This is a genomic window from Massilia sp. DD77, from assembly GCF_036961685.1.
Lineage (GTDB): Bacteria > Pseudomonadota > Gammaproteobacteria > Burkholderiales > Burkholderiaceae_D > Telluria.
The window spans coordinates 38307-55270 of the sequence record NZ_JBAMDH010000039.1; the positions used below are offsets into that span (position 1 = coordinate 38307).

The 16964-nt window shown below is 66.4% G+C and carries 18 protein-coding genes and 1 pseudogene; 8 read left to right on the top strand and 11 right to left on the bottom strand.

The window, feature by feature from the left end:
- Window positions 1-10 precede the first annotated feature (10 nt).
- Window positions 11-1369, bottom strand: a complete 1359-nt coding sequence (locus tag V7778_RS20955; protein WP_335558801.1) for an alpha-amylase family glycosyl hydrolase — start codon at window positions 1367-1369, stop codon at window positions 11-13.
- A 185-nt stretch (window positions 1370-1554) separates the two neighbouring features.
- Between V7778_RS20955 and V7778_RS20960 the strand changes: the two genes are divergently transcribed.
- Together V7778_RS20960 and V7778_RS20965 are read left to right on the top strand one after the other, a co-directional pair.
- Complete coding sequence (locus V7778_RS20960; RefSeq protein ID WP_335558803.1) at window positions 1555-2526, top strand: porin; 972 nt, start codon at window positions 1555-1557, stop codon at window positions 2524-2526.
- A 113-nt stretch (window positions 2527-2639) separates the two neighbouring features.
- Window positions 2640-3062 (top strand): hypothetical protein, encoded by a 423-nt coding sequence (locus V7778_RS20965; protein ID WP_335558805.1) that lies wholly within the window; start codon window positions 2640-2642, stop codon window positions 3060-3062.
- Here V7778_RS20965 and V7778_RS20970 read toward each other — a convergent pair.
- From V7778_RS20970 to V7778_RS20980, 3 genes are all read right to left on the bottom strand, one after another.
- A complete protein-coding gene (locus V7778_RS20970) occupies window positions 3036-4058 on the bottom strand; it encodes an SDR family oxidoreductase (protein WP_335558806.1) in 1023 nt (340 codons plus the stop codon). The two genes, V7778_RS20965 and V7778_RS20970, sit on opposite strands and share 27 nt — an antisense overlap.
- 223 nt (window positions 4059-4281) lie before the next feature.
- Window positions 4282-5286 carry a sulfate ABC transporter substrate-binding protein gene (locus tag V7778_RS20975; RefSeq protein ID WP_335558809.1) on the bottom strand — a complete coding sequence of 335 codons (1005 nt, stop codon included), beginning with the start codon at window positions 5284-5286 and terminating at the stop codon, window positions 4282-4284.
- Between the two features lie 156 nt (window positions 5287-5442).
- Entirely contained in the window at window positions 5443-5655 is a 213-nt protein-coding gene (locus V7778_RS20980) for a hypothetical protein (RefSeq protein WP_211520414.1), read from the bottom strand.
- A gap of 139 nt (window positions 5656-5794) precedes the next feature.
- On the opposite strand from V7778_RS20980, the gene V7778_RS20985 reads away from it, so the two are divergent.
- The 3 genes from V7778_RS20985 (at window position 5795) to V7778_RS20995 (ending at window position 8113) form a co-directional block, all read left to right on the top strand.
- Window positions 5795-6547: a phosphatase PAP2 family protein gene (locus V7778_RS20985; RefSeq protein WP_335558813.1), complete on the top strand. Its 753-nt coding sequence runs from the start codon at window positions 5795-5797 to the stop codon at window positions 6545-6547.
- 13 nt (window positions 6548-6560) lie between these two features.
- Window positions 6561-7397, top strand: coding sequence for a metallophosphoesterase family protein (locus tag V7778_RS20990; RefSeq protein ID WP_335558815.1), 837 nt, complete (start codon window positions 6561-6563; stop codon window positions 7395-7397).
- Window positions 7398-7477: 80 nt separating this feature from the next.
- Window positions 7478-8113, top strand: a complete 636-nt coding sequence (locus tag V7778_RS20995; protein WP_335558817.1) for an SAM-dependent methyltransferase — start codon at window positions 7478-7480, stop codon at window positions 8111-8113.
- A 132-nt stretch (window positions 8114-8245) separates the two neighbouring features.
- Here the strand turns inward: V7778_RS20995 and cls are convergent, their stop codons facing one another.
- Window positions 8246-9634: a cardiolipin synthase gene (gene cls, locus V7778_RS21000; RefSeq protein ID WP_335558819.1), complete on the bottom strand. Its 1389-nt coding sequence runs from the start codon at window positions 9632-9634 to the stop codon at window positions 8246-8248.
- Window positions 9631-11739, bottom strand: coding sequence for a site-specific recombinase (locus tag V7778_RS21005; RefSeq protein WP_335558821.1), 2109 nt, complete (start codon window positions 11737-11739; stop codon window positions 9631-9633). Before V7778_RS21005 ends, cls begins: the two co-directional genes overlap by 4 nt.
- A 166-nt stretch (window positions 11740-11905) precedes the next feature.
- Here V7778_RS21005 and V7778_RS21010 point away from each other — a divergent pair, with 166 nt between their 5' ends.
- Window positions 11906-12742, top strand: coding sequence for a branched-chain amino acid aminotransferase (locus tag V7778_RS21010; RefSeq protein WP_335558823.1), 837 nt, complete (start codon window positions 11906-11908; stop codon window positions 12740-12742).
- Here V7778_RS21010 and V7778_RS21015 read toward each other — a convergent pair.
- The 5 genes from V7778_RS21015 to V7778_RS21035 all read right to left on the bottom strand — a co-directional run bounded on the left by V7778_RS21015 (window position 12726) and on the right by V7778_RS21035 (window position 15758).
- Window positions 12726-13310, bottom strand: coding sequence for an NUDIX domain-containing protein (locus V7778_RS21015; protein WP_335558826.1), 585 nt, complete (start codon window positions 13308-13310; stop codon window positions 12726-12728). The genes V7778_RS21010 and V7778_RS21015 overlap by 17 nt on opposite strands.
- Before the next feature lie 200 nt (window positions 13311-13510).
- Window positions 13511-14179, bottom strand: a complete 669-nt coding sequence (locus V7778_RS21020; RefSeq protein WP_335558829.1) for an OmpA family protein — start codon at window positions 14177-14179, stop codon at window positions 13511-13513.
- A 116-nt stretch (window positions 14180-14295) separates the two neighbouring features.
- Window positions 14296-14442, bottom strand: coding sequence for a lmo0937 family membrane protein (locus V7778_RS21025; protein ID WP_020652694.1), 147 nt, complete (start codon window positions 14440-14442; stop codon window positions 14296-14298).
- Between the two features lie 90 nt (window positions 14443-14532).
- Window positions 14533-14757 carry a hypothetical protein gene (locus V7778_RS21030; RefSeq protein WP_335558836.1) on the bottom strand — a complete coding sequence of 75 codons (225 nt, stop codon included), beginning with the start codon at window positions 14755-14757 and terminating at the stop codon, window positions 14533-14535.
- A 200-nt stretch (window positions 14758-14957) separates the two neighbouring features.
- On the bottom strand, window positions 14958-15758 hold the full coding sequence (locus tag V7778_RS21035; RefSeq protein WP_442920743.1) for a glycine zipper 2TM domain-containing protein: 801 nt from the start codon (window positions 15756-15758) through the stop codon (window positions 14958-14960).
- Between the two features lie 215 nt (window positions 15759-15973).
- Here V7778_RS21035 and V7778_RS21040 point away from each other — a divergent pair, with 215 nt between their 5' ends.
- Window positions 15974-16702 (top strand): Crp/Fnr family transcriptional regulator, encoded by a 729-nt coding sequence (locus V7778_RS21040; RefSeq protein ID WP_335558838.1) that lies wholly within the window; start codon window positions 15974-15976, stop codon window positions 16700-16702.
- A 118-nt stretch (window positions 16703-16820) separates the two neighbouring features.
- A pseudogene (locus tag V7778_RS21045) lies at window positions 16821-16964 on the top strand (IS1595 family transposase); the annotation flags it as partial.

The following is a 16964-nucleotide window of genomic DNA, read 5'->3' on the forward strand; positions in this document are numbered from 1 at the left end:
ACCCTACGCGTCATTGCTTCGGCGCGGCGATCTTGTAAGCCCACGCCGCCAGCGCCAGCTTGCCCGCGCTGCCGGGCAAGCTGTACTGCTGCCTCACCCCACTCAGGTTGACCGTCACCCCCACCACATTCCCGTCCTTCTCGCGCCGGAACGCGAACACCTTGTCGTTCCCCGTCTCCAGCACCTCCACCCCGCCGCCGTACTGCCCGTTCCACAGCGCCCGGTTCCCGTGCTTGAGTTTCAGCAGCCCGGCATAGAAGTCCGCATGCGGATAATTCTTCCAGTCGATCGGATCCTTCTCGAAGAATTCAAGGCGCTTGCCGAGCCCCGCCTCCTGTCCGCCATAGATCAGCGGCATGCCCGGCAGGGTCGCCGCCAGCACCGCCATCGCCTTGAAGGCCGGGCCGTAATGCTCGGTATCGCTGCCGTGCCAGGAATTCTCGTCGTGGTTGCTGGTGAAGCGCATGCGGTAAGCATGGTCCGGGTAGGCCACCTTCGGCCGGGCCAGGAAGTCCTTGAGCGCCCTGGCGTCGGCCTTGCCCTTGGCGATGTCCTTGAACAGCCCCAGGGTGTCCCAGCCGTAGGTCATGTCGAAGGCCTGGTGCTGGTCCGGCTGCCAGGCCTCGGCCAGCATGAACACCGGCTTGATCTTCTCCAGCTCGGCGCGCGCCTGCACCCAGAAGGCCAGCGGCACCTTGGCCGAGACGTCGGCGCGGAAGCCGTCGATGTCGGCCTCGCGCACCCAGAAGGCCATCGCGTCCGCCATGCCTTTCCACAGGCCCGGCTGCTTCCAGTCGAGGCCGGTCACGTCGGTCCAGTACTCGGGTTCGGCGCCTTCCAGGTAGGTGACCGGGTAGATCTCGCCTTTCTCGTTCTTGAGGTACCAGTCGGCATGCTCGACGGTCCAGGGGTGGTCGAAGGCCGTGTGGTTGGCGACCCAGTCGATGATCACGCGCATGCCCAGGCCGTGGGCCTGCTTCACCAGGCGCTTGAAGTCGTCCATGCTGCCGTAGTCGGGATTGACGTCCTTGTAGTCGCGCACCGCGTAATAGCTGCCGAGCGTGCCCTTGCGGTTCGTCACGCCGATCGGATGCACCGGCATCAGCCACAGGATGTCGACGCCCATCTTGCGCAGGCGCGGCAAGTGGGCAGCGAAGGCATGGAAGGTCCCTTCCTTCGTGTACTGGCGGATGTTGACCTCGTAGATATTCGCATTGCGCGACCAGGCCACGTGCTCGGCCGCGGCCGGGCTGGCCGCCTGCTGGGCCGACGCCTGGAGCGGCGCGAACCCGGCGCCCAGGGCCAGTGCCAGGGTCAGGGTCCGGGCCAGGGTCGGGATCAGGAGGGAAAGCGGGCCGGCGTTTCTCATGGATGTCCTTGTCGTGGTGGTTTTTCGCCAGCCCATTGTACGGTGCCGAACGTACATCAAGCTTGATAGTTGGGCGCGACAACTGGCCAGTCCGGACCATTCGGCGTATTCTGTGTTTTATGTGAGGTATTAGACAGATCGGCTCGCCAAACAGACGGAAAGTAACGTCAGAGAGGGATGACGCCATGAAAATGTCAATCGTCGCATGTGCCGTGCTCGGAGGGAGCGCGGCCTGCGCCGCGGCGCAGAGTGATGTGGTTCCCCCGGGAACTGCCGGCGCCAAGGCGATCAAGGAATACGTCTGCACCGACAAGTGCAGGGAGGGCGTGCGCCCTGAGGCCCGTGCGGCCCAGGACGCGCCGGCGATCTTCACGGTGGAAACCGCGGACGAGCGCGCGACTGCGCGCAAGGATGGGGACGCGGGCGGGGCGCTCAGCGTCGGCCGCCAGTACGGCATCGACTTCACGACGCTCAACGACGTCGGCGATCCCTTCCATGGGGGCCTGGCCGGCGCCGCCGCCATTCCCGTCGGCCCGCGCGCCGACGACAGCATGAGCTACCAGGGCCGCTTCGCCGGCCTGTCGACCGGCTCCTCCTGGGGCAAGGGCGACATCGACGGTTCGCCCTCGGGCCGGGCCTGGGGCATGTCGCTGGGCTTCCGCGCCGGTCCGCTGACCATCCGCGCCGCCCACCAGAACCGCAACGTGGCCAAGGTCACGCGCTACGACCAGGTCGGCATCAGCATGGCCGCCAAGAATTCCATCGTTGCCGCCAACATGCGCTTCGGCTGGGGCACCGCCTACGCCGCCTACAGCGCCAGCCGCGGCTGGGGCAGCTCGCCGCTGTTCAACCCGGACAATCCCTACGGCGCCGGCATCGCGACCACGCCCTCGACCAATAGCCGCGACGTGCTGGCCGGCGTGGCCGTGCCAATCGGCCATGCCACCACCTTGCTCGCCTCCTATATCCGCAAGAATGACCGCGACCTGGCCAACAACGACGCGCGCCAGATCGCCGTGGGAGCCAGCTATGCGGTGTCGCGCCGGATGGATTTCTATGCCGCGTGTTCGCGCATCCAGCACCTGAACGGGCCGGCGCCCGGCCTGCGTGCGGGCAGCGGGATAGCCGTCAACGTGGGCATGCGGCGCGCATTCTGAGGCGTTCGTTTCACTTGGGCAGCAGATGTGCGGCCCTTGCCTGCGCTGCGCCGCTGTCGTGCGAATTTCAGTACGCTGTCTCCATGGTTCAACGATCATCTACTGGAGGCATCATGACTGGTACTAGCACACTTGATCCGGACAACTTCCCGGAACGCCCAGACCGCAGCCTGGGCAAGGGCCATGGCATCGACGCGCTCGGGCCGAGCGACATTTCCGACACCGGCAGCGACGTGGTGGGCGGCCCCGGCTTCGCGAGCAATCTCGATCCTGAGCAGATCCTCGACTTCGACGGCGGCACGACCTCCGACATGGAAGCGAGCCACGCCGGCGACACCGCCGGTCCCGACGTCGGCGACGCCAATTTCTCGGGCGACAGCGACGTGGGCGGCACCGGCGAACGCGCGGCAGCCGGCCGCGACACGGTGGTCAAGGACGGCGCCGACATCGACACCGACCACATCGAGTCCATCCCCGACCTGCCGCTGACCGAGGAGGACACCGACTTCCTATCGAGCCAGCCGCCGCGAAAGTGACCAGGCGGCGAACAGCGCGCCACCGCCCAGCAGGGCGGTGAGCAGCGGCTTCTTGTGCATGCTCGCGGAGGTGTAGAGGCTGCGTTCATGGACGTGGCCCGGCATGCCCTGGCGCTGGCGCAGCTCGTGCGCCGGGTTCGGGGAATGCAGGGAGTCGCGCCGGCCCGGCTGGGTCGGGACGCTTGATTTCTGCTGCTTGAACATGGTGGCGCGCAGGTAGCGGTCGAACAGGCGCGGCATGGCGCGCGAGCCGGCCGAGATCATCGCCGAGGCGCCGCCCGCGAACACGTCGCGCTTCGGGTGCTGGGCCGCATGCAGGATGGCCTCGGCCACGACTTCGGGCGCGTAGATCGGCGGCGGCAGGGCGGGTTCCTTGTCCATGTAGTTCCTCGCGTGCACCGCGAACATGGTGTCGATCGCCGCCGGCTTGATCAGGGTGACCGACAGCGGGGCGTTTTCCTTTTCCAGTTCCATGCGCAGCGACTCGGTGAATCCCTTCACCGCATGCTTGGAGGCCGAGTACATGCCCTGCATCGGGATCGCGCGGTCGGACACTTCGCTGCCGACATTGATGATGGCGCCGCCCCCGCGCGTCTTCATGCGCTTGACCGCTTCCAGCGAGCCGTTCACCACGCCCCAGAAATTCGTCTGGAACAGGCGGTGATGGTCTTCGGGCGCGACCTCTTCGAGGCGGCCGAAGACCGAGATCCCGGCGTTGTTGACCCAGGTGTCGATGCGGCCGAAGCGTTCCATCGCGGCCTGGCCGATGCGTTCGACGTCACTTGGGCTGCCGACGTCGGCGGCCACGGTGACGACCTCGCTGCCGCGCGCGCGCAGTTCGCTTGCCAGTTCGTCGAGGGCATCGGCGGCGCGCGCGGCCAGCACCAGCCGGGCGCCCTGGCTGGCGGCCATGCGCGCCGTGGTCAGGCCGATGCCGCTGGTGGCGCCGGTGATGACCATGACCTGTTCGTTGAGCTTGCGGAGTTTGACTGACATGACGGAATCCTTTCCTTGCGGGGTGGAAGGACTGCCGCGGCGCCGTGGGCGGGGCAGGCCATGAGTTGACGAACTAGTCACTTCGTGGCCGATGGGGGGATTTCAAGGTTTACTTTGGTGGGGGCGAGCGCGATTCGACCTGTCCGGCCGATGGGTTACCGTTCTGTTTATCGACGGTTTTTAGTTGGCAGGTTGAGCTTAAGCCGCAGAGTTGCAGAGCAAATCACCGCCCCGGCTGGTAAATCTGGTCAAACACCCCGCCATCCGCGAAGTGCGCCTTCTGGGCCTGCATCCAGCCACCGAGTTCGGCGATCTGGAACAGCTTGATGTTCGGGAACTGGGTCGCGTACTTCTTGGCGAAGCGGTCCACGGACGGGCGGTAGTAGTTCTTGGCGATGATTTCCTGGCCTTCGTCGCTGTACAGGTATTCCAGGTAGGCCTGGGCGACCTTGCGCGTGCCTTTCTTGTCGACGTTCTTGTCGATCACGGCCACTGGCGGCTCGGCCAGGATGCTGATCGACGGGGCGACGATCTCGAACTTGTCCGGACCCAGCTCGCGCAGGGCCAGCAGGGCTTCGTTTTCCCAGGCCAGCAGCACGTCGCCGATACCGCGCTCGACGAAGGTGGTGGTGGCGCCGCGGGCGCCCGAGTCGAGGACCGGCACGTTCTTGTACAGCTTGGCCAGGTAGTCGCGCGCGGTCTGCGGGGAGCCGCCCGGCTGGCGCAGTGCGTAGCCGTAGGCCGCCAGGTGGTTCCAGCGCGCGCCACCCGAGGTCTTCGGGTTCGGGGTGATCACCGACACGCCCGGCTTGACCAGGTCGCCCCAGTCGCGGATCTGTTTCGGGTTGCCTTTGCGGACCAGGAACACGATGGTCGAGGTGTAGGGCGCGCTGCGGTAGGCGAGGCGCTTTTCCCAACCGGGCGCGACCAGCCCACGTTCGCTGATAGCATCGATGTCATAGGCCAGCGCCAGGGTGACGACATCGGCCTGCAGGCCGTCGATCACGGCGCGCGCCTGCTTGCCCGAGCCGCCGTGCGACTGCTTGACCGTCACGCTGTCGCCCGTCTTCGCCTTCCAGTGGCGGGAGAAGGCGCTGTCGAAGTCCTGGTAGAGTTCGCGCGTCGGGTCGTACGACACGTTGAGCAGGGTAACATCGGCCGCGAAGGCTGCCGGCTGGACCAGCAGCGTCAGGACTGCCAGCAAGCGGATCATTGTTTTGCGAAACATGTTCTGTCTTTCGGTGGGTTCGGAAACGCTAGAGTAGAGTCCCGGCCTGCCTGAAGAGAACGAATAGTTTCGCCTAACAATATGCGTTTTTTCATACGCGCCGCCTGGCGGCGCGATCTGGCACCGTGTGGTGCCGAATGCCCGCTTAGAGCCTGCTTAGTGCGCCTTCGACAGGATCAGCAGCCAGCGGCGGAACAGCAGGATCTCGACGTGGCCGGCTTCGATGCCGGTGTCGCACTCGATGATCGGGTTCACCGCGTAGAAGCGCTTGCGGAAGTCACGGGTGACGAGGATCTCGCGGCGGCCGAGGCGGACCATAAAAGGGACAGGTGCGTATTCCAGGCCGAAGGAGCTGTTCAGAGTGGTCATGGCGTTTTTCCTTTTTATTGCGTGTTGTTGATGAGTGAAGAATAGCAACAACTACTGTATGTGTCCACAGTACTGTGTGGGCATACAGTAAAAAAATATTTTTGTGGTTTTTTCGCCAATAGGCCCCATATCGCGCAGCATGCTGAACAACATCGCCCCCCGTCTGCACCGTTTCGCCGCCGCGCGCTTCTCGCCGGAAGGCGAGTTCGGCCTCCACCTCACCGTCGGGGTGGCCATGCTGCTGGCCGCGATGGCCATGTTCGCCCGCCTGGCCGGCGCGGTGGTCGCCGGCGCCCCCATCACCCAGCTCGACCTCGAGGTCGCCAACTGGCTGCACGCCCATGCGCGCGAGGGCGGCTTCGTGCGCGATGCGCTGATGCTGGTCACCCATGTCCACAGCACGCCCGGCATGCTCGCGCTGGTGGCGATCACGGGCCTCTGGCTGTACCGGCGCGGCCACCGCTACTGGATCGTGGCCCTGGTGGCCACCGTCCCCGGGGGCATGCTGCTCAACGTGGCGCTGAAACACACCTTCGAGCGCGCCAGGCCGCACTTCGCCGAGCCCATCCTCACCCTCAGCACCTACAGCTTCCCCAGCGGCCATGCGATGGCCGCCACCTGCCTGTATGGCCTGCTGGCCTGCTACGCGGCGCGCCACGCGCGCGGCTGGCCGGGGAGGGTGCTGCCCTTCGTGCTGGCCGCGATGATGATCTGCACGGTGGCTTTTTCGCGCATGTACCTGGGCGCGCACTACCTGTCCGACGTGCTGGCGGCCGCGGCCGAGGGCTGCGGCTGGCTGGCGATCTGCATCAGCGCCGCGGCCACCTTCAACCGGCGCGGGGCCGCGCGCCGGCGGCGCCTGGAAGGCGGCGCGCCGCCCCAGGAGATTTGAACAAGGAGAACCGATGCGCACCCTCGTCCACCTGTCCGACCTGCATTTCGGCCGTGTCGATCACGCGCTGCTGGCGCCGCTGCGCGAGCTGATCGAGCGCATCGCTCCGGACGTGCTGGTGGTGTCCGGCGACCTGACCCAGCGCGCGCGGCCCGCGCAGTTCGAGGAGGCGCGCGCCTACCTCGACACCTTGCCGGGACCGCAGATCATCGTGCCGGGCAACCACGACATCTCGCTGTACAACGTGTTCCGCCGCTTCGTGCTGCCGCTGGCCCGCTACAAGCGCTACATCACGGACGACCTCGACCCGGTCTTCATCGACGACGAGATCGCGGTGCTGGGCGTGAACACGGCGCGCTCGCTGACCATCAAGGATGGACGGGTCAGCCATCGCCAGATCGAGGGCATCCGAAAGTGCCTATCGGGGCTGGACCCCGGCATCACGCGCATCGTCGTGACCCACCATCCTTTTGATCTGCCCGATCATTTCGAAGAGCGCGACCTGGTCGACCGCGCGCCGATGGCGATGAAGGTGTTCGCGGAATCGGGCGTGGACATCCTGCTGGCCGGGCACATGCACGCCAGCCACGCCGGCAGCACGGCCGAGCGTTACCAGATCAGCGAATACGCGGCCCTGGTGGTCCAGGCCGGCACCGCGACCTCGACCCGCGGACGCGGCGAAGTGAATTCCTTCAACGTGATCCGGGTCGAACCGCAGAAAGTCGAAATCGACCGTTACGGCTGGGACGTCGTGCACAAGGATTTTCACGTGGTGAACACGGAGAAGTTCATGCGCAACGGGAGCGTCTGGACCCCGCACATCGACGGCATGCTGGCCGCGGGACTCTGAACGGGGACGGACGAAGCCCGGGTGGGCCGGGGCGGCAAATCCGTGCTGTATCATTCGGCTCCTGAAAACGAAGCCTGCATATGCTCATCATTACCATCAAACAAGGCAAGGAAAAAAGCCTGCTGTCCGGCGATCCCTGGATCTATCTCTCCGCCATCGACAGGGTCGAAGGCCGGCCACAGGAGCGCAACAAGCCCGGCGCGACCGCGCTCGTGCAGTCCTCGTCGCGCCAGTTCCTGGCGCGCGCGGCCTATAACGCCAGGTCGCAGATCGCAGCGCGTGTCTGGACCCTGCGCGAGGACGAGCCGGTCGACCACGCGATGATGAAGCGGCGCGTACAGGCGGCGGTCGCGCGGCGTGCCCCCGCGGTGCGCGGCGCCGATCCGCAAGCCCTGGCCCTGGTGATCGATGGCGACAAGGACGGCCTGCCCGGCCTCCTGGTGCACAGCTACGGCGGGACGGCCGGCTACCTGGTGTGCCAGTTCAACGCCGCCGGCGTCGACCTGTGGAAGGTGAGCATCGTGCAGGCGCTGTTGGCGGCGACCGGCTGCGTCAACGTATTCGAAAGGAGCGACGAGCTGGTGCGCAAGGGCGAAGGGCTCCCCGTCATATGGCGTGCGCTGGCCGGCGAGGAGCCGCCCCAGCGCTTGATGGTGCGCGACGGCCAGCGCCTGCTGCCGACCGATATCCGCACCGGTTTCGTCTATCCGCGCTAAGAGCGCGTAACGACACCTCCATGGCTGCGTTGCGTCGTCTCGCCGTACAGTCGTGCTGTCTTCGACTCCGCGTCGGAGGGCGGCCTCCCTTGCCCTGAAGGTTTTGTCAAGCGCTCCAAGACCGAAGGGGCCCTAGATCCAGTACTCCGTCAGCCGCGACAGCATTTCGCGGATGCGGTCGGTCCACGGCCGGCGGCGCCATTGCTCGAGCGTGACCTCCTTGGAATCGCGCAGGTCTTCGTTGAAGGCGGCTTCCATGTCGCGCCCGAAGGCCGGGTCGAGCACGACCACGTTGACTTCGTAGTTGTGGATGAAGCTGCGGCGGTCGATATTGGCCGAGCCGATGGTCGACCACACGCCGTCGATCACGGCCGTCTTCGCGTGCAGCACCGCCACCTGCAGCTGGTAGATGCGCACGCCGCCCTTGAGCAGCTGGTCGTAGAAGGACTGGCCGGCATACTTGATGAAGTCGTGGTCCGACACGCCGGGCAGCACCAGCTTCACGTCCACGCCCCGCTTGGCGGCGCTCGTCAAGGCGTCCACGGTCTGCTGGTCCGGCACGAAATAGGCGGCCGTGATGTGGACCGACTTCTTCGCTTCGTTAATGGCCAGCAGCAGCGCCTTGTAGATCTCGGAATCGCGGTCCGGCGTGGTGGCCAGCACCCGCACCACCTTGGGGCCGGCCGGCGCCAGGCGCGGGAAGTAGTCGACCTTGGGCAGCTCGCCGGCTTCCTGGCTGACCCAGTTGTCGATGAAGGCGTACTGCAGGGCCGCCACCGCAGGACCCTCGATGCGGATATGCGTGTCGCGCCAGCCCACCTTGTCGGGATTGGCGGTGCTGGCCTTCATGCGCGAGCGGAACAGCGAGCTGTTGGCATAGGTCTCGCTGATGTTGATGCCGCCCGTGAAAGCCACCTTGCCGTCGACCACCATGATCTTGCGGTGGTCGCGGTTGTTCAGCTGCCATTTGCCGGGGCGCTGGGTGGGATTCACGGGATTGAAGATCAGCACGTTGAGGCCGCCCGCGCGCAGCTTGTCCCAGAATTCGCCGGGGGTGGCCAGGGTGCCGACGCCGTCGGCGATGATGTTCACCACCACGCCCTGGCGCCGTTTCTCGATCAGGAGGTCGGCGAATTCGAGCCCCACCGGGTCCTGGTCGAAGATATAGGTTTCCAGGTTGATCGAGCTGGTGGCCGTGCGCGCCGCATCCATCATGGCGCGGATGGTGGCCGGGCCGTCGAACAGCAGGTCGACCTTGTTGCCGGCGATGAGGGGCACGCCGGTCGCCTGTTCCTCGAGCACGGCCAGCTGCTTGAGGTCGGACGTGGCATTGGCCCAGCGCCGCGCCAGCAGGGCCGCGGCCTTGTTCTTGTCGAGGGAGCCGCGTGGCGTGGCCACGGTCGGGGTCGTTTTGCCGGGCTGGTCGGGCAGGCGTTCGGCATCCGGCAGGCTCTTGCAGGAAGCGATGACGCCGACGAGGGCGAGGCAGGCGAACAATGCGGAAAAACGGGTGGTGTTCATTTCGGTCCCCTCAGGGTCAGCGGATCGGGTGGCGGCAGCGTCTGGAACTTGGGGCCGATGAAAAACTCGACAGGCGAATAGGCGAAGCGCCGGCCAAGGGCTTGCAACAACAGGATGCCGCGCTTGAAACGGATCTTGCGCGCCCTGAGCGCCACCGACAGCGCCAGGCCGAAGCTCACCAGCAAGTTGGCGGTGCCGATCAAGAAGATGCCCAGGGCCGCATTGCCCAGCTGGGCCGGCGTCAGCTCGTAGCCCAGGCCCACCAGGGCGATGCCCACGTTGGCGGTGGAGAAGGTGATGTGGCGGATGTCGAGGGGCAGGCCCAGCAGGTAGCCGACGGTGCCGGTAGTGCCGAGCAGGATCCCGAAGAAGAAATTACCCATCAGGCCGCCAAGATTGTCCTCGACATACTGGGCGAAGCGCGCCTGGCGCTCGGCGCCCAGCAGCCGGCGCAACCCGCGCAGCTGGCGCACGCGCTGGCCCATGCGGGTGTACAAGGCCTTGTTGTCGTAGTAGCCCGAGATCAGGCCGGCCACGAACAGCCACACGCCGGCGATCGCCGCATAGAACACGGCCGGGCTGTGGATCGGATCCACCTCGTGCAGCATGAAGCGGGCCTTGGCAGGATCGACCAGGTGATGGCCGGTCATGTAAACCCAGGCCTCGGCGATCGCCAGGGCCATCGGGAAGACCACGATCACATTGCCGATCACCGCGACGACCTGGGTGCGGAAGACCTTGTTGACGAGTTCGGCCAGGCGCTCGACGTCGACCCCGCGCCCGTTCTCGGCCCGGTGCAGCGAAGCCGCGATGCGCTGGGCCGTCATGGCCGGCTGCTTGGTGGCGATGGTCAGGTGGAGGATGTGCACCAGCACGAAGCCGAGCGAATAGTTCATGCTGAACAGGAAGGCCTGGACCAGCGGCGGGCTGTGCAGGCCGCCCAGCAGGATCTTGATCATCGCCATGGTGGCGATGATGAAGCCGGCGCCGGCGGCGGCATTGAGCATCTGGCGCAGCTCGCGGCGATTCTCGGCGATGTAGTGCTCGCCGGTGCGGCTGGCGTTCTCGGTCACGTTGCGCGCCAGCAGGTCGATGTTGTCGCGCAGCAGGCCGCGGATGCGGTACTTGGTGTTGTGGGCTTCGATCAGTTCCTGGGCCAGGTCGACCGCGGCCAGGCGGCGGTCGCTGACCACCGGTTCCGCCGGGCGTGCCGCATTCGTGGCGAGGGCATCGAGGTCGATGGTGGAGGCCGAGGGCAGCTCGCCGCTGAGGTCCACCAGGTAGAGCAGCTTGTGCAGGCGGTCCAGGCTTTGCTGGAGCGCCACCAGCAGGTAGGTGAGGGCGACGCTGGTGCCGGACGACAGGGCGCCGCGGCGGATCTTGAGCACCACTTCCTCGCACTGGTCCAGCATCACCAGCAGGTGGCGCGCGTCCTCGGGCTGCCCGATCTGGCCGTCCAGGTAGCGGCCGTATTCGTCGAGGTAGCGGTTGACCTCGATGTTCTGCATCAGGAAGGGCGAGTCGAAGTCCTCGATCTGGCTGTAGCTGTGCACCAGGCGCGGCTCCAGGCCCAGCGCGCAGATGCGGCAGGACAGGGTGCGGATCGCGTCGAGCAGGCCCATCAGGGTAAGCTCGCGCGCCCGGTCGGGCGCCGCATCGTGTGGCGGCGGGGCGTCAGCCACCACGTCGAACAGTTCCAGCCAGTCGGCGGTGGGCACCTCGCGAATCCATTCGTAATCGTCTTCGCGGTACAGCACCTGGTCGAGCGCATCCGACAAGTAAAGGTCGTCGAGCGCGGGCGGCAGGAAGCGGTAGGTCACGCGCCGCTTGAGCTCGGTGACGAAACCGTCGTTCGACAGGATGCCGATGTCGCTGTACAGGCTGGTATGCCGGCGCCGTTCGAGCAGGGTCGTGACATAGCGCCGCAGGGCCCAGGCCTGGGCCGGATTCCCCTTGAGCAGCTGGGTCAGGGTGCGGACGTTCTGGACGGGATCGTCCGGCTGCTGCCATAGCCAGCGCGAGCGCGGCCGCAGCCGCTCGACCAGCTGGACCAGCAGGCCGATGTCTCCGCTGTCGGGATCGATCCGTTCGAGAATGGCTAGCATGGAAGACAACATTGTTGGAAAGCCCCAGTGTACGCGAGGGTGGCGGTCGACATGGTTCGGCAACGAACAGTAAGCCGGCTGAACAGTATTGACGGCCAGGCCCGACTGGACGGACGGGGCGCGAAGCCGATACACTGGGCTGATTTTGTTACTTAGCGGGAAGCACATGTACCTCACCTACTTCAACGGCCAATGGGCCGAAGGCAACACTCCCCTGTACGGCGCGATGGACCACAGTCTGTGGCTGGGCTCTTCGGTGTTCGACGGCGCGCGCGCCATCCGCGGCAAGCTGCCGGACCTGCGTCCGCACCTGGAGCGCGTGATCGCATCGAGCGAGAAGCTGGGCCTGCGCTGCCCGCTGAGCGTGGACGAGATGGAGGCGCTGGTACGCGAAGGCGTGGCGAAGTTCCCGGCCGATGCCGAGCTCTACATCCGCCCCCTGGTCTTCGGTTCCGAGGGCTTCCTGATCCCGGTGCCGGAGAAGAGCCAGTTCGCCCTGACCCTGTTCGACGCGCCGCTGCCGCCCTTCGCCGGCTTTTCAAGCTGCCTGTCGACCCTGCACCGTCCGCAGCCGACCATGGCGCCGACCGACGCCAAGGCCTCGGCCCTGTACGCCAACTCGACGCGCGCCATGCGCGAAGCCAAGGAGCGCGGCTTCGACCAGGCGATCATGCTGGACGCGGCCGGCAACGTGGCCGAATTCGCGTCCTCGAACCTGTTCATCGTCACCGAGGACGGCAAGGTGGTGACACCGGCCCTGAACGGCACCTTCCTGGCGGGCATCACCCGCGCCCGCGTGATCGCCTTGCTGGCGCAGGAAGGCGTGGAAGTGGAAGAGCGCATCGTCGCGCCACAGGAACTGGCGACCGCACGCGAGATCTTCAGCACCGGCAACTACGGCAAGGTGACGCCATGCACCCGCTACGAGGGCCGCACGCTCGAAGCGGGCCCGGTGGCGCGCCGTGCGCGCGAGCTCTACCTGGCGTTCACCGAAGCGTCCTGAGTTCTTCGCGCAGGGCCTGCAGCAGGATCACGGTCTTGGCATCGCGGATGCCGCCCGTGCCGGCCTGCCGCAGCGCCTCGCCGACATCCATCTCGAGGACTTCGATGTCCTCGCCTTCCTCTTCCTCTCCGCCGCCTTGTTCCTTCTTGTCGGCCTGGCCGTATTCGCCCAGGAAGTAGTGGACCTGCTCGGTCAGCGTGCCGGGGCTGGCGTACAGGGTCATGATTCTGCGCAGCTTGCGCGCCTCGAAGCCCGTTTCCTCCATCAGCTCGGCGCGGATGCGCGCTTCGGGGTCGGCGTCGTCGAGCATGCCGGCCGGGACTTCGACCAGGAAGCCGTCGTCGCCCGCCATGCGTACGCCGGGCCGGAACTGGCGCGTCAGCAGCACCGTGCGGCGCTCCGGGTCGTACAGCAGCACGGCCACGCCCGAGGCGTTGAGATACACCTCGCGCGTCTCGCGCTGCCAGCTGCCGTCGCGGCGGCGCTGTTCGTAGGTGAGCTGCTTGAGGGGGAAGTGGTGATCGGAGAGGGTGGTTTCCTGGATGATTCGGATGGGATCGTCGGGCATGGGGGACTCCTGGATTCGTTCAGATCAGGATACCGATACGTGCCGGATGACCGCGCACAGGTCCATCATTCGCCGGTCGTTAACCTCGAAACCGTCATACGCGCCACTGGCGCCGACGACGGTTTTGGGGCCGGTGGAAATAAAAAAGCCGCCGGTTCCACCCGGCGGCTTCCGATGCAACGAAGGTGCGAACAGGCCAATCAGCCCTGCGCCCGCTCCGCCACATAAATCTCCACGCGGCGATTCCGCGCCCGACCCGAATTGTCGTTGTTCGACGCAATCGGCTCGCGCTCGCCACGGCCTTCGATCGTGATCCGGTTCGGGTTCACGCCACGCGCCGCCAGGTAGTCGCGGGTGCGCGCCGCGCGGTCCACCGACAGCGGCTGGTTGATGTCCGGCGTGCCGGTGCTGTCCGTGTGGCCGATGATGGTCACGGTGGTGGCCGGGTTTTCCTGCAGGGTCTGGGCGAAACGCTCCAGCACCGGCTGGAAGTTCGACTTGATGTCGGAGCGGCCGGTGTCGAAGGACACGTCGCTCGGGATTTCCAGTTTCAGGCGGTTGTCCTGGGTCTGGGTCACCTGCACGCCGGTGCCGCGGGTCGCCTGTTCCATCTGCTGCTTTTGCGCTTCCATGCGCTTGGACCAGATGTTGCCGATCACCGCGCCGGCAGCGCCGCCGATGACGGCGCCGCGGGTCGCGCGGCCGCTGCCGCCGCCGCTGGTGGTGCCGCCGATGATGGCGCCCAGGCCCGCGCCGATGCCGGCGCCGGTCGCGGTGCCGCGCTGGGTGGCGCTCATGTCGGCGCAGCCGGTAGCGGTCAGGGCCACGAGGGCTGCGGCGACGGCCGATTTGGTCAGGGTAGTATGCATAGAAGTCTCCTCAAATAAAAATCCGTTTCGGAGTCGCGCCCGTTCCAGGCGCGACCGCGAAACGGATTGGTCTAACAAAAACGGGCATGCGTAAACGGGCATGCGTTATAGCTGCGCTATATGCCGCGCCCGCTGATCAGGCGAACCAGGATCATGATGACCGCGACCACCAGCAGGATGTGAATGAAGCCGCCGATGGTGTACGAAGTCACCAGGCCCAGCAGCCAGAGAACGATGAGAATAACGGCAATGGTGTAAAGCATAATGGCCTCCTCGGCTGAGAGTCTTGCGCTGTGCGCGCTGTGATTCCAGTATGCTTGCCGCCGTGCTTGAGCACCGTTCGATGGCGTACATTAAACGCAACTTTTTTCCTCGCGCAAGCCAGGGATCCATCCCATCAGACCCATCAGGCCGGTAATGCCGATCAGGCAGGTCAGCAGGCCGCCCGCGACCAGGAACACCACATCGTGCGCCTGGACCGGGCCGCCGGTCTCGGACGGCGGTGTCGCCGTCAGGAGGCCGAAGCCGGTCAATACGATTCCCCAAATGATGATGCCGATCCACGCCAGGCTGTTCATGCTCTCTCCCCGTTGTTTTTGTTTCCGCACCGCCACTTTGTTTCAGCGTGGATCCATTTTCGGGGTAGCTCAGCAGTTCTTCCGTGCGCTGCCGCACATTGCAGTTAAGAAAATATTTGGCCGAATTCCTTGCGGAGATCCGGCCATGTGCTAGCCATGCGGGCTGGGTCGCGCGCGGGGCGGTCAATGACCGTGGCGTGTCAGGCGACCGAGCGCAGGCGGCCTTTCACGATGCGCACGCGGTCGCCGCTGCGCCACTGCGGCGCGCTGGTCTGGCGGAAGGTGCGCAAGCTGCCGTCGTCCAGGCGCACCCGGATCTCGTAGCTGGTGGTGGCCTTCATATTGCCTTCGACCTGGTTGCCGACCACCGCGCCGCCGACCGCGCCGGCCACCGTGGCGATCTGGCGGCCGCTGCCGCTGCCGACCTGGTTGCCGAGCAGGCCGCCCAGCACGGCGCCGCCGGCTGCGCCCAGGCCACTGCCTTCGGCGCGCTGCTTGATGGCGCGCACCGATTCGACGTTGCCGCAATTCGAGCACCACTCGCGGCCATTGTCCGCGGCGGCCACCTGGGTGGCTTTCCTGGCCGGCTTGCTCACCGGTTCAGGATGGATCACGGTTGGCGCCTGCTGGGGCTGGACATAGGCTTGCGGCGCGGGCTGGGCCGGAGTGAGCGCGCCGGTCTCTGGCGCGTAGCCTTGCGCATACTGTGGCGCAGGCTGGGGCGCCACGCCTGCGGCCTGCTGGGCCGGCGCCATCGGCACCACGCCCGGCGCCGGTTGCGGCGCGCCTTGCGGCAGGCTGGCGGCCAGGGCGATGCGGTCCGCCTCGCTCAGCTGGCGGTTGGCGGTGCCGCCCACCGACGAGGGAATCCAGCCCATGATCGCGGCCGTGCCGACCAGGCAGAACAGCAGGACAGCGAGCGCGGCCAGGATCATCAGCGGATGGTGGCGGCCTCGCAGGGGTGAGCCCGGAGCGCCCGGGGTGGTCGGTGTGTTGTTCATGTCTTGTCCTTTCCATGGATCTAGAAGACGGCGCCGCCGGGAGGGCGGGGCGCGGCTCGCCTATTCGAGCAAACATTGTCTCTAGGAACGAACTGCACTTCCGTGCGTCACCGTACATACTCGCTCGGGATGGGCCGTTACGCTGGCCTAAATTGTTTGCAAATGTATCCGACACCGGTGCCAGCCAGCCCATGAAATCCCATCACGAGGACACGATGAATTTTGCTGTGCCCCCGCAGGTCGCAGGGCACCACAGCAACCTTCTGCTTGCCGCCTTGCCGCCCCAGGACCTGGCGCAGATGCTGCCTTCCCTTGACCCGGTCAAGGTCGAGGTTGGCGAAGTGCTGTGCGAGGCGGGCGACCCGATCCGGCACATCTATTTTCCGCACGACTGCCTGATTTCGCTGCTGGGCGTGGCCGAGGGCCGCATGACGCTCGAAGTGGGGCAGGTGGGACGTGAAGGCATGCTCGGCGCCACCGTCGCGCTGGGCCACGACACCACCCAGGTGCGCGCCATCGTGCAGCGCGCCGGCAGCGCCAGCCGCATGGACAGCGCCCACTTCCGCGAGGAGGTGGCGCGCAATCCTGCCCTGCAGCGGGTGCTGTACCGCTACACCGACCAGCTGCTGGCGCAGGCGATCCAGATCGCCGTGTGCAGCCGCTTCCACGTGCTCGAAGCCCGCCTGGCGCGCTCGCTGCTGGTGACCCGCGACCGCCTGCAATCCGACCGCTTCCACCTGACCCACGAGTTCCTGGCGCACGCGCTGGGTGTGCGGCGGGTGGGCGTGACCAAGGCCGCCAGCGCGCTGCAGCAGCAGGGGCTGATCGACTACAGCCGGGGGAATATCGAGATCCTCGATCCGAAGGGCCTGGCGGCGGCGTCCTGCGCCTGCTACGAGATCGTGAAGGAGGCGGGGGCCTTGCCCGTGCACAGTTTCATGTAAGTCGCCTTCCTGCCCTTGTGAGCAGCACATGCGCAGCCGCACCATCGTAGGGTCGGCAGGTCTCCTGCCGACGCGTCCAATCAGATGCTCATGCATCGCACCGTGACCCGCCTACACCCTGAGCGGCACGCCCTTGTCGCGGCTGCGCCACCGCGCCAAGTGGCTCGGCTACCTCGGCAGCATGCTCGACGCCAAGAGCGTACGGACAAGCGCGAAGGCGGTCGAGGTGCACCGCAACACCAGCTTCCGCTGGCGCCACCGC

What these genes read in the sequence shown, in the direction of transcription:
- V7778_RS20955 (WP_335558801.1), bottom strand. Translation starts at nt 1,369, where the DNA reads ATGAGAAACGCCGGCCCGCTTTCCCTCCTGATCCCGACCCTGGCCCGG.
- V7778_RS20960 (WP_335558803.1), top strand. Translation starts at nt 1,555, where the DNA reads ATGAAAATGTCAATCGTCGCATGTGCCGTGCTCGGAGGGAGCGCGGCC.
- V7778_RS20965 (WP_335558805.1), top strand. Translation starts at nt 2,640, where the DNA reads ATGACTGGTACTAGCACACTTGATCCGGACAACTTCCCGGAACGCCCA.
- V7778_RS20970 (WP_335558806.1), bottom strand. Translation starts at nt 4,058, where the DNA reads ATGTCAGTCAAACTCCGCAAGCTCAACGAACAGGTCATGGTCATCACC.
- V7778_RS20975 (WP_335558809.1), bottom strand. Translation starts at nt 5,286, where the DNA reads ATGTTTCGCAAAACAATGATCCGCTTGCTGGCAGTCCTGACGCTGCTG.
- V7778_RS20980 (WP_211520414.1), bottom strand. Translation starts at nt 5,655, where the DNA reads ATGACCACTCTGAACAGCTCCTTCGGCCTGGAATACGCACCTGTCCCT.
- V7778_RS20985 (WP_335558813.1), top strand. Translation starts at nt 5,795, where the DNA reads ATGCTGAACAACATCGCCCCCCGTCTGCACCGTTTCGCCGCCGCGCGC.
- V7778_RS20990 (WP_335558815.1), top strand. Translation starts at nt 6,561, where the DNA reads ATGCGCACCCTCGTCCACCTGTCCGACCTGCATTTCGGCCGTGTCGAT.
- V7778_RS20995 (WP_335558817.1), top strand. Translation starts at nt 7,478, where the DNA reads ATGCTCATCATTACCATCAAACAAGGCAAGGAAAAAAGCCTGCTGTCC.
- cls (WP_335558819.1), bottom strand. Translation starts at nt 9,634, where the DNA reads ATGAACACCACCCGTTTTTCCGCATTGTTCGCCTGCCTCGCCCTCGTC.
- V7778_RS21005 (WP_335558821.1), bottom strand. Translation starts at nt 11,739, where the DNA reads ATGCTAGCCATTCTCGAACGGATCGATCCCGACAGCGGAGACATCGGC.
- V7778_RS21010 (WP_335558823.1), top strand. Translation starts at nt 11,906, where the DNA reads ATGTACCTCACCTACTTCAACGGCCAATGGGCCGAAGGCAACACTCCC.
- V7778_RS21015 (WP_335558826.1), bottom strand. Translation starts at nt 13,310, where the DNA reads ATGCCCGACGATCCCATCCGAATCATCCAGGAAACCACCCTCTCCGAT.
- V7778_RS21020 (WP_335558829.1), bottom strand. Translation starts at nt 14,179, where the DNA reads ATGCATACTACCCTGACCAAATCGGCCGTCGCCGCAGCCCTCGTGGCC.
- V7778_RS21025 (WP_020652694.1), bottom strand. Translation starts at nt 14,442, where the DNA reads ATGCTTTACACCATTGCCGTTATTCTCATCGTTCTCTGGCTGCTGGGC.
- V7778_RS21030 (WP_335558836.1), bottom strand. Translation starts at nt 14,757, where the DNA reads ATGAACAGCCTGGCGTGGATCGGCATCATCATTTGGGGAATCGTATTG.
- V7778_RS21035 (WP_442920743.1), bottom strand. Translation starts at nt 15,758, where the DNA reads ATGAACAACACACCGACCACCCCGGGCGCTCCGGGCTCACCCCTGCGA.
- V7778_RS21040 (WP_335558838.1), top strand. Translation starts at nt 15,974, where the DNA reads ATGAATTTTGCTGTGCCCCCGCAGGTCGCAGGGCACCACAGCAACCTT.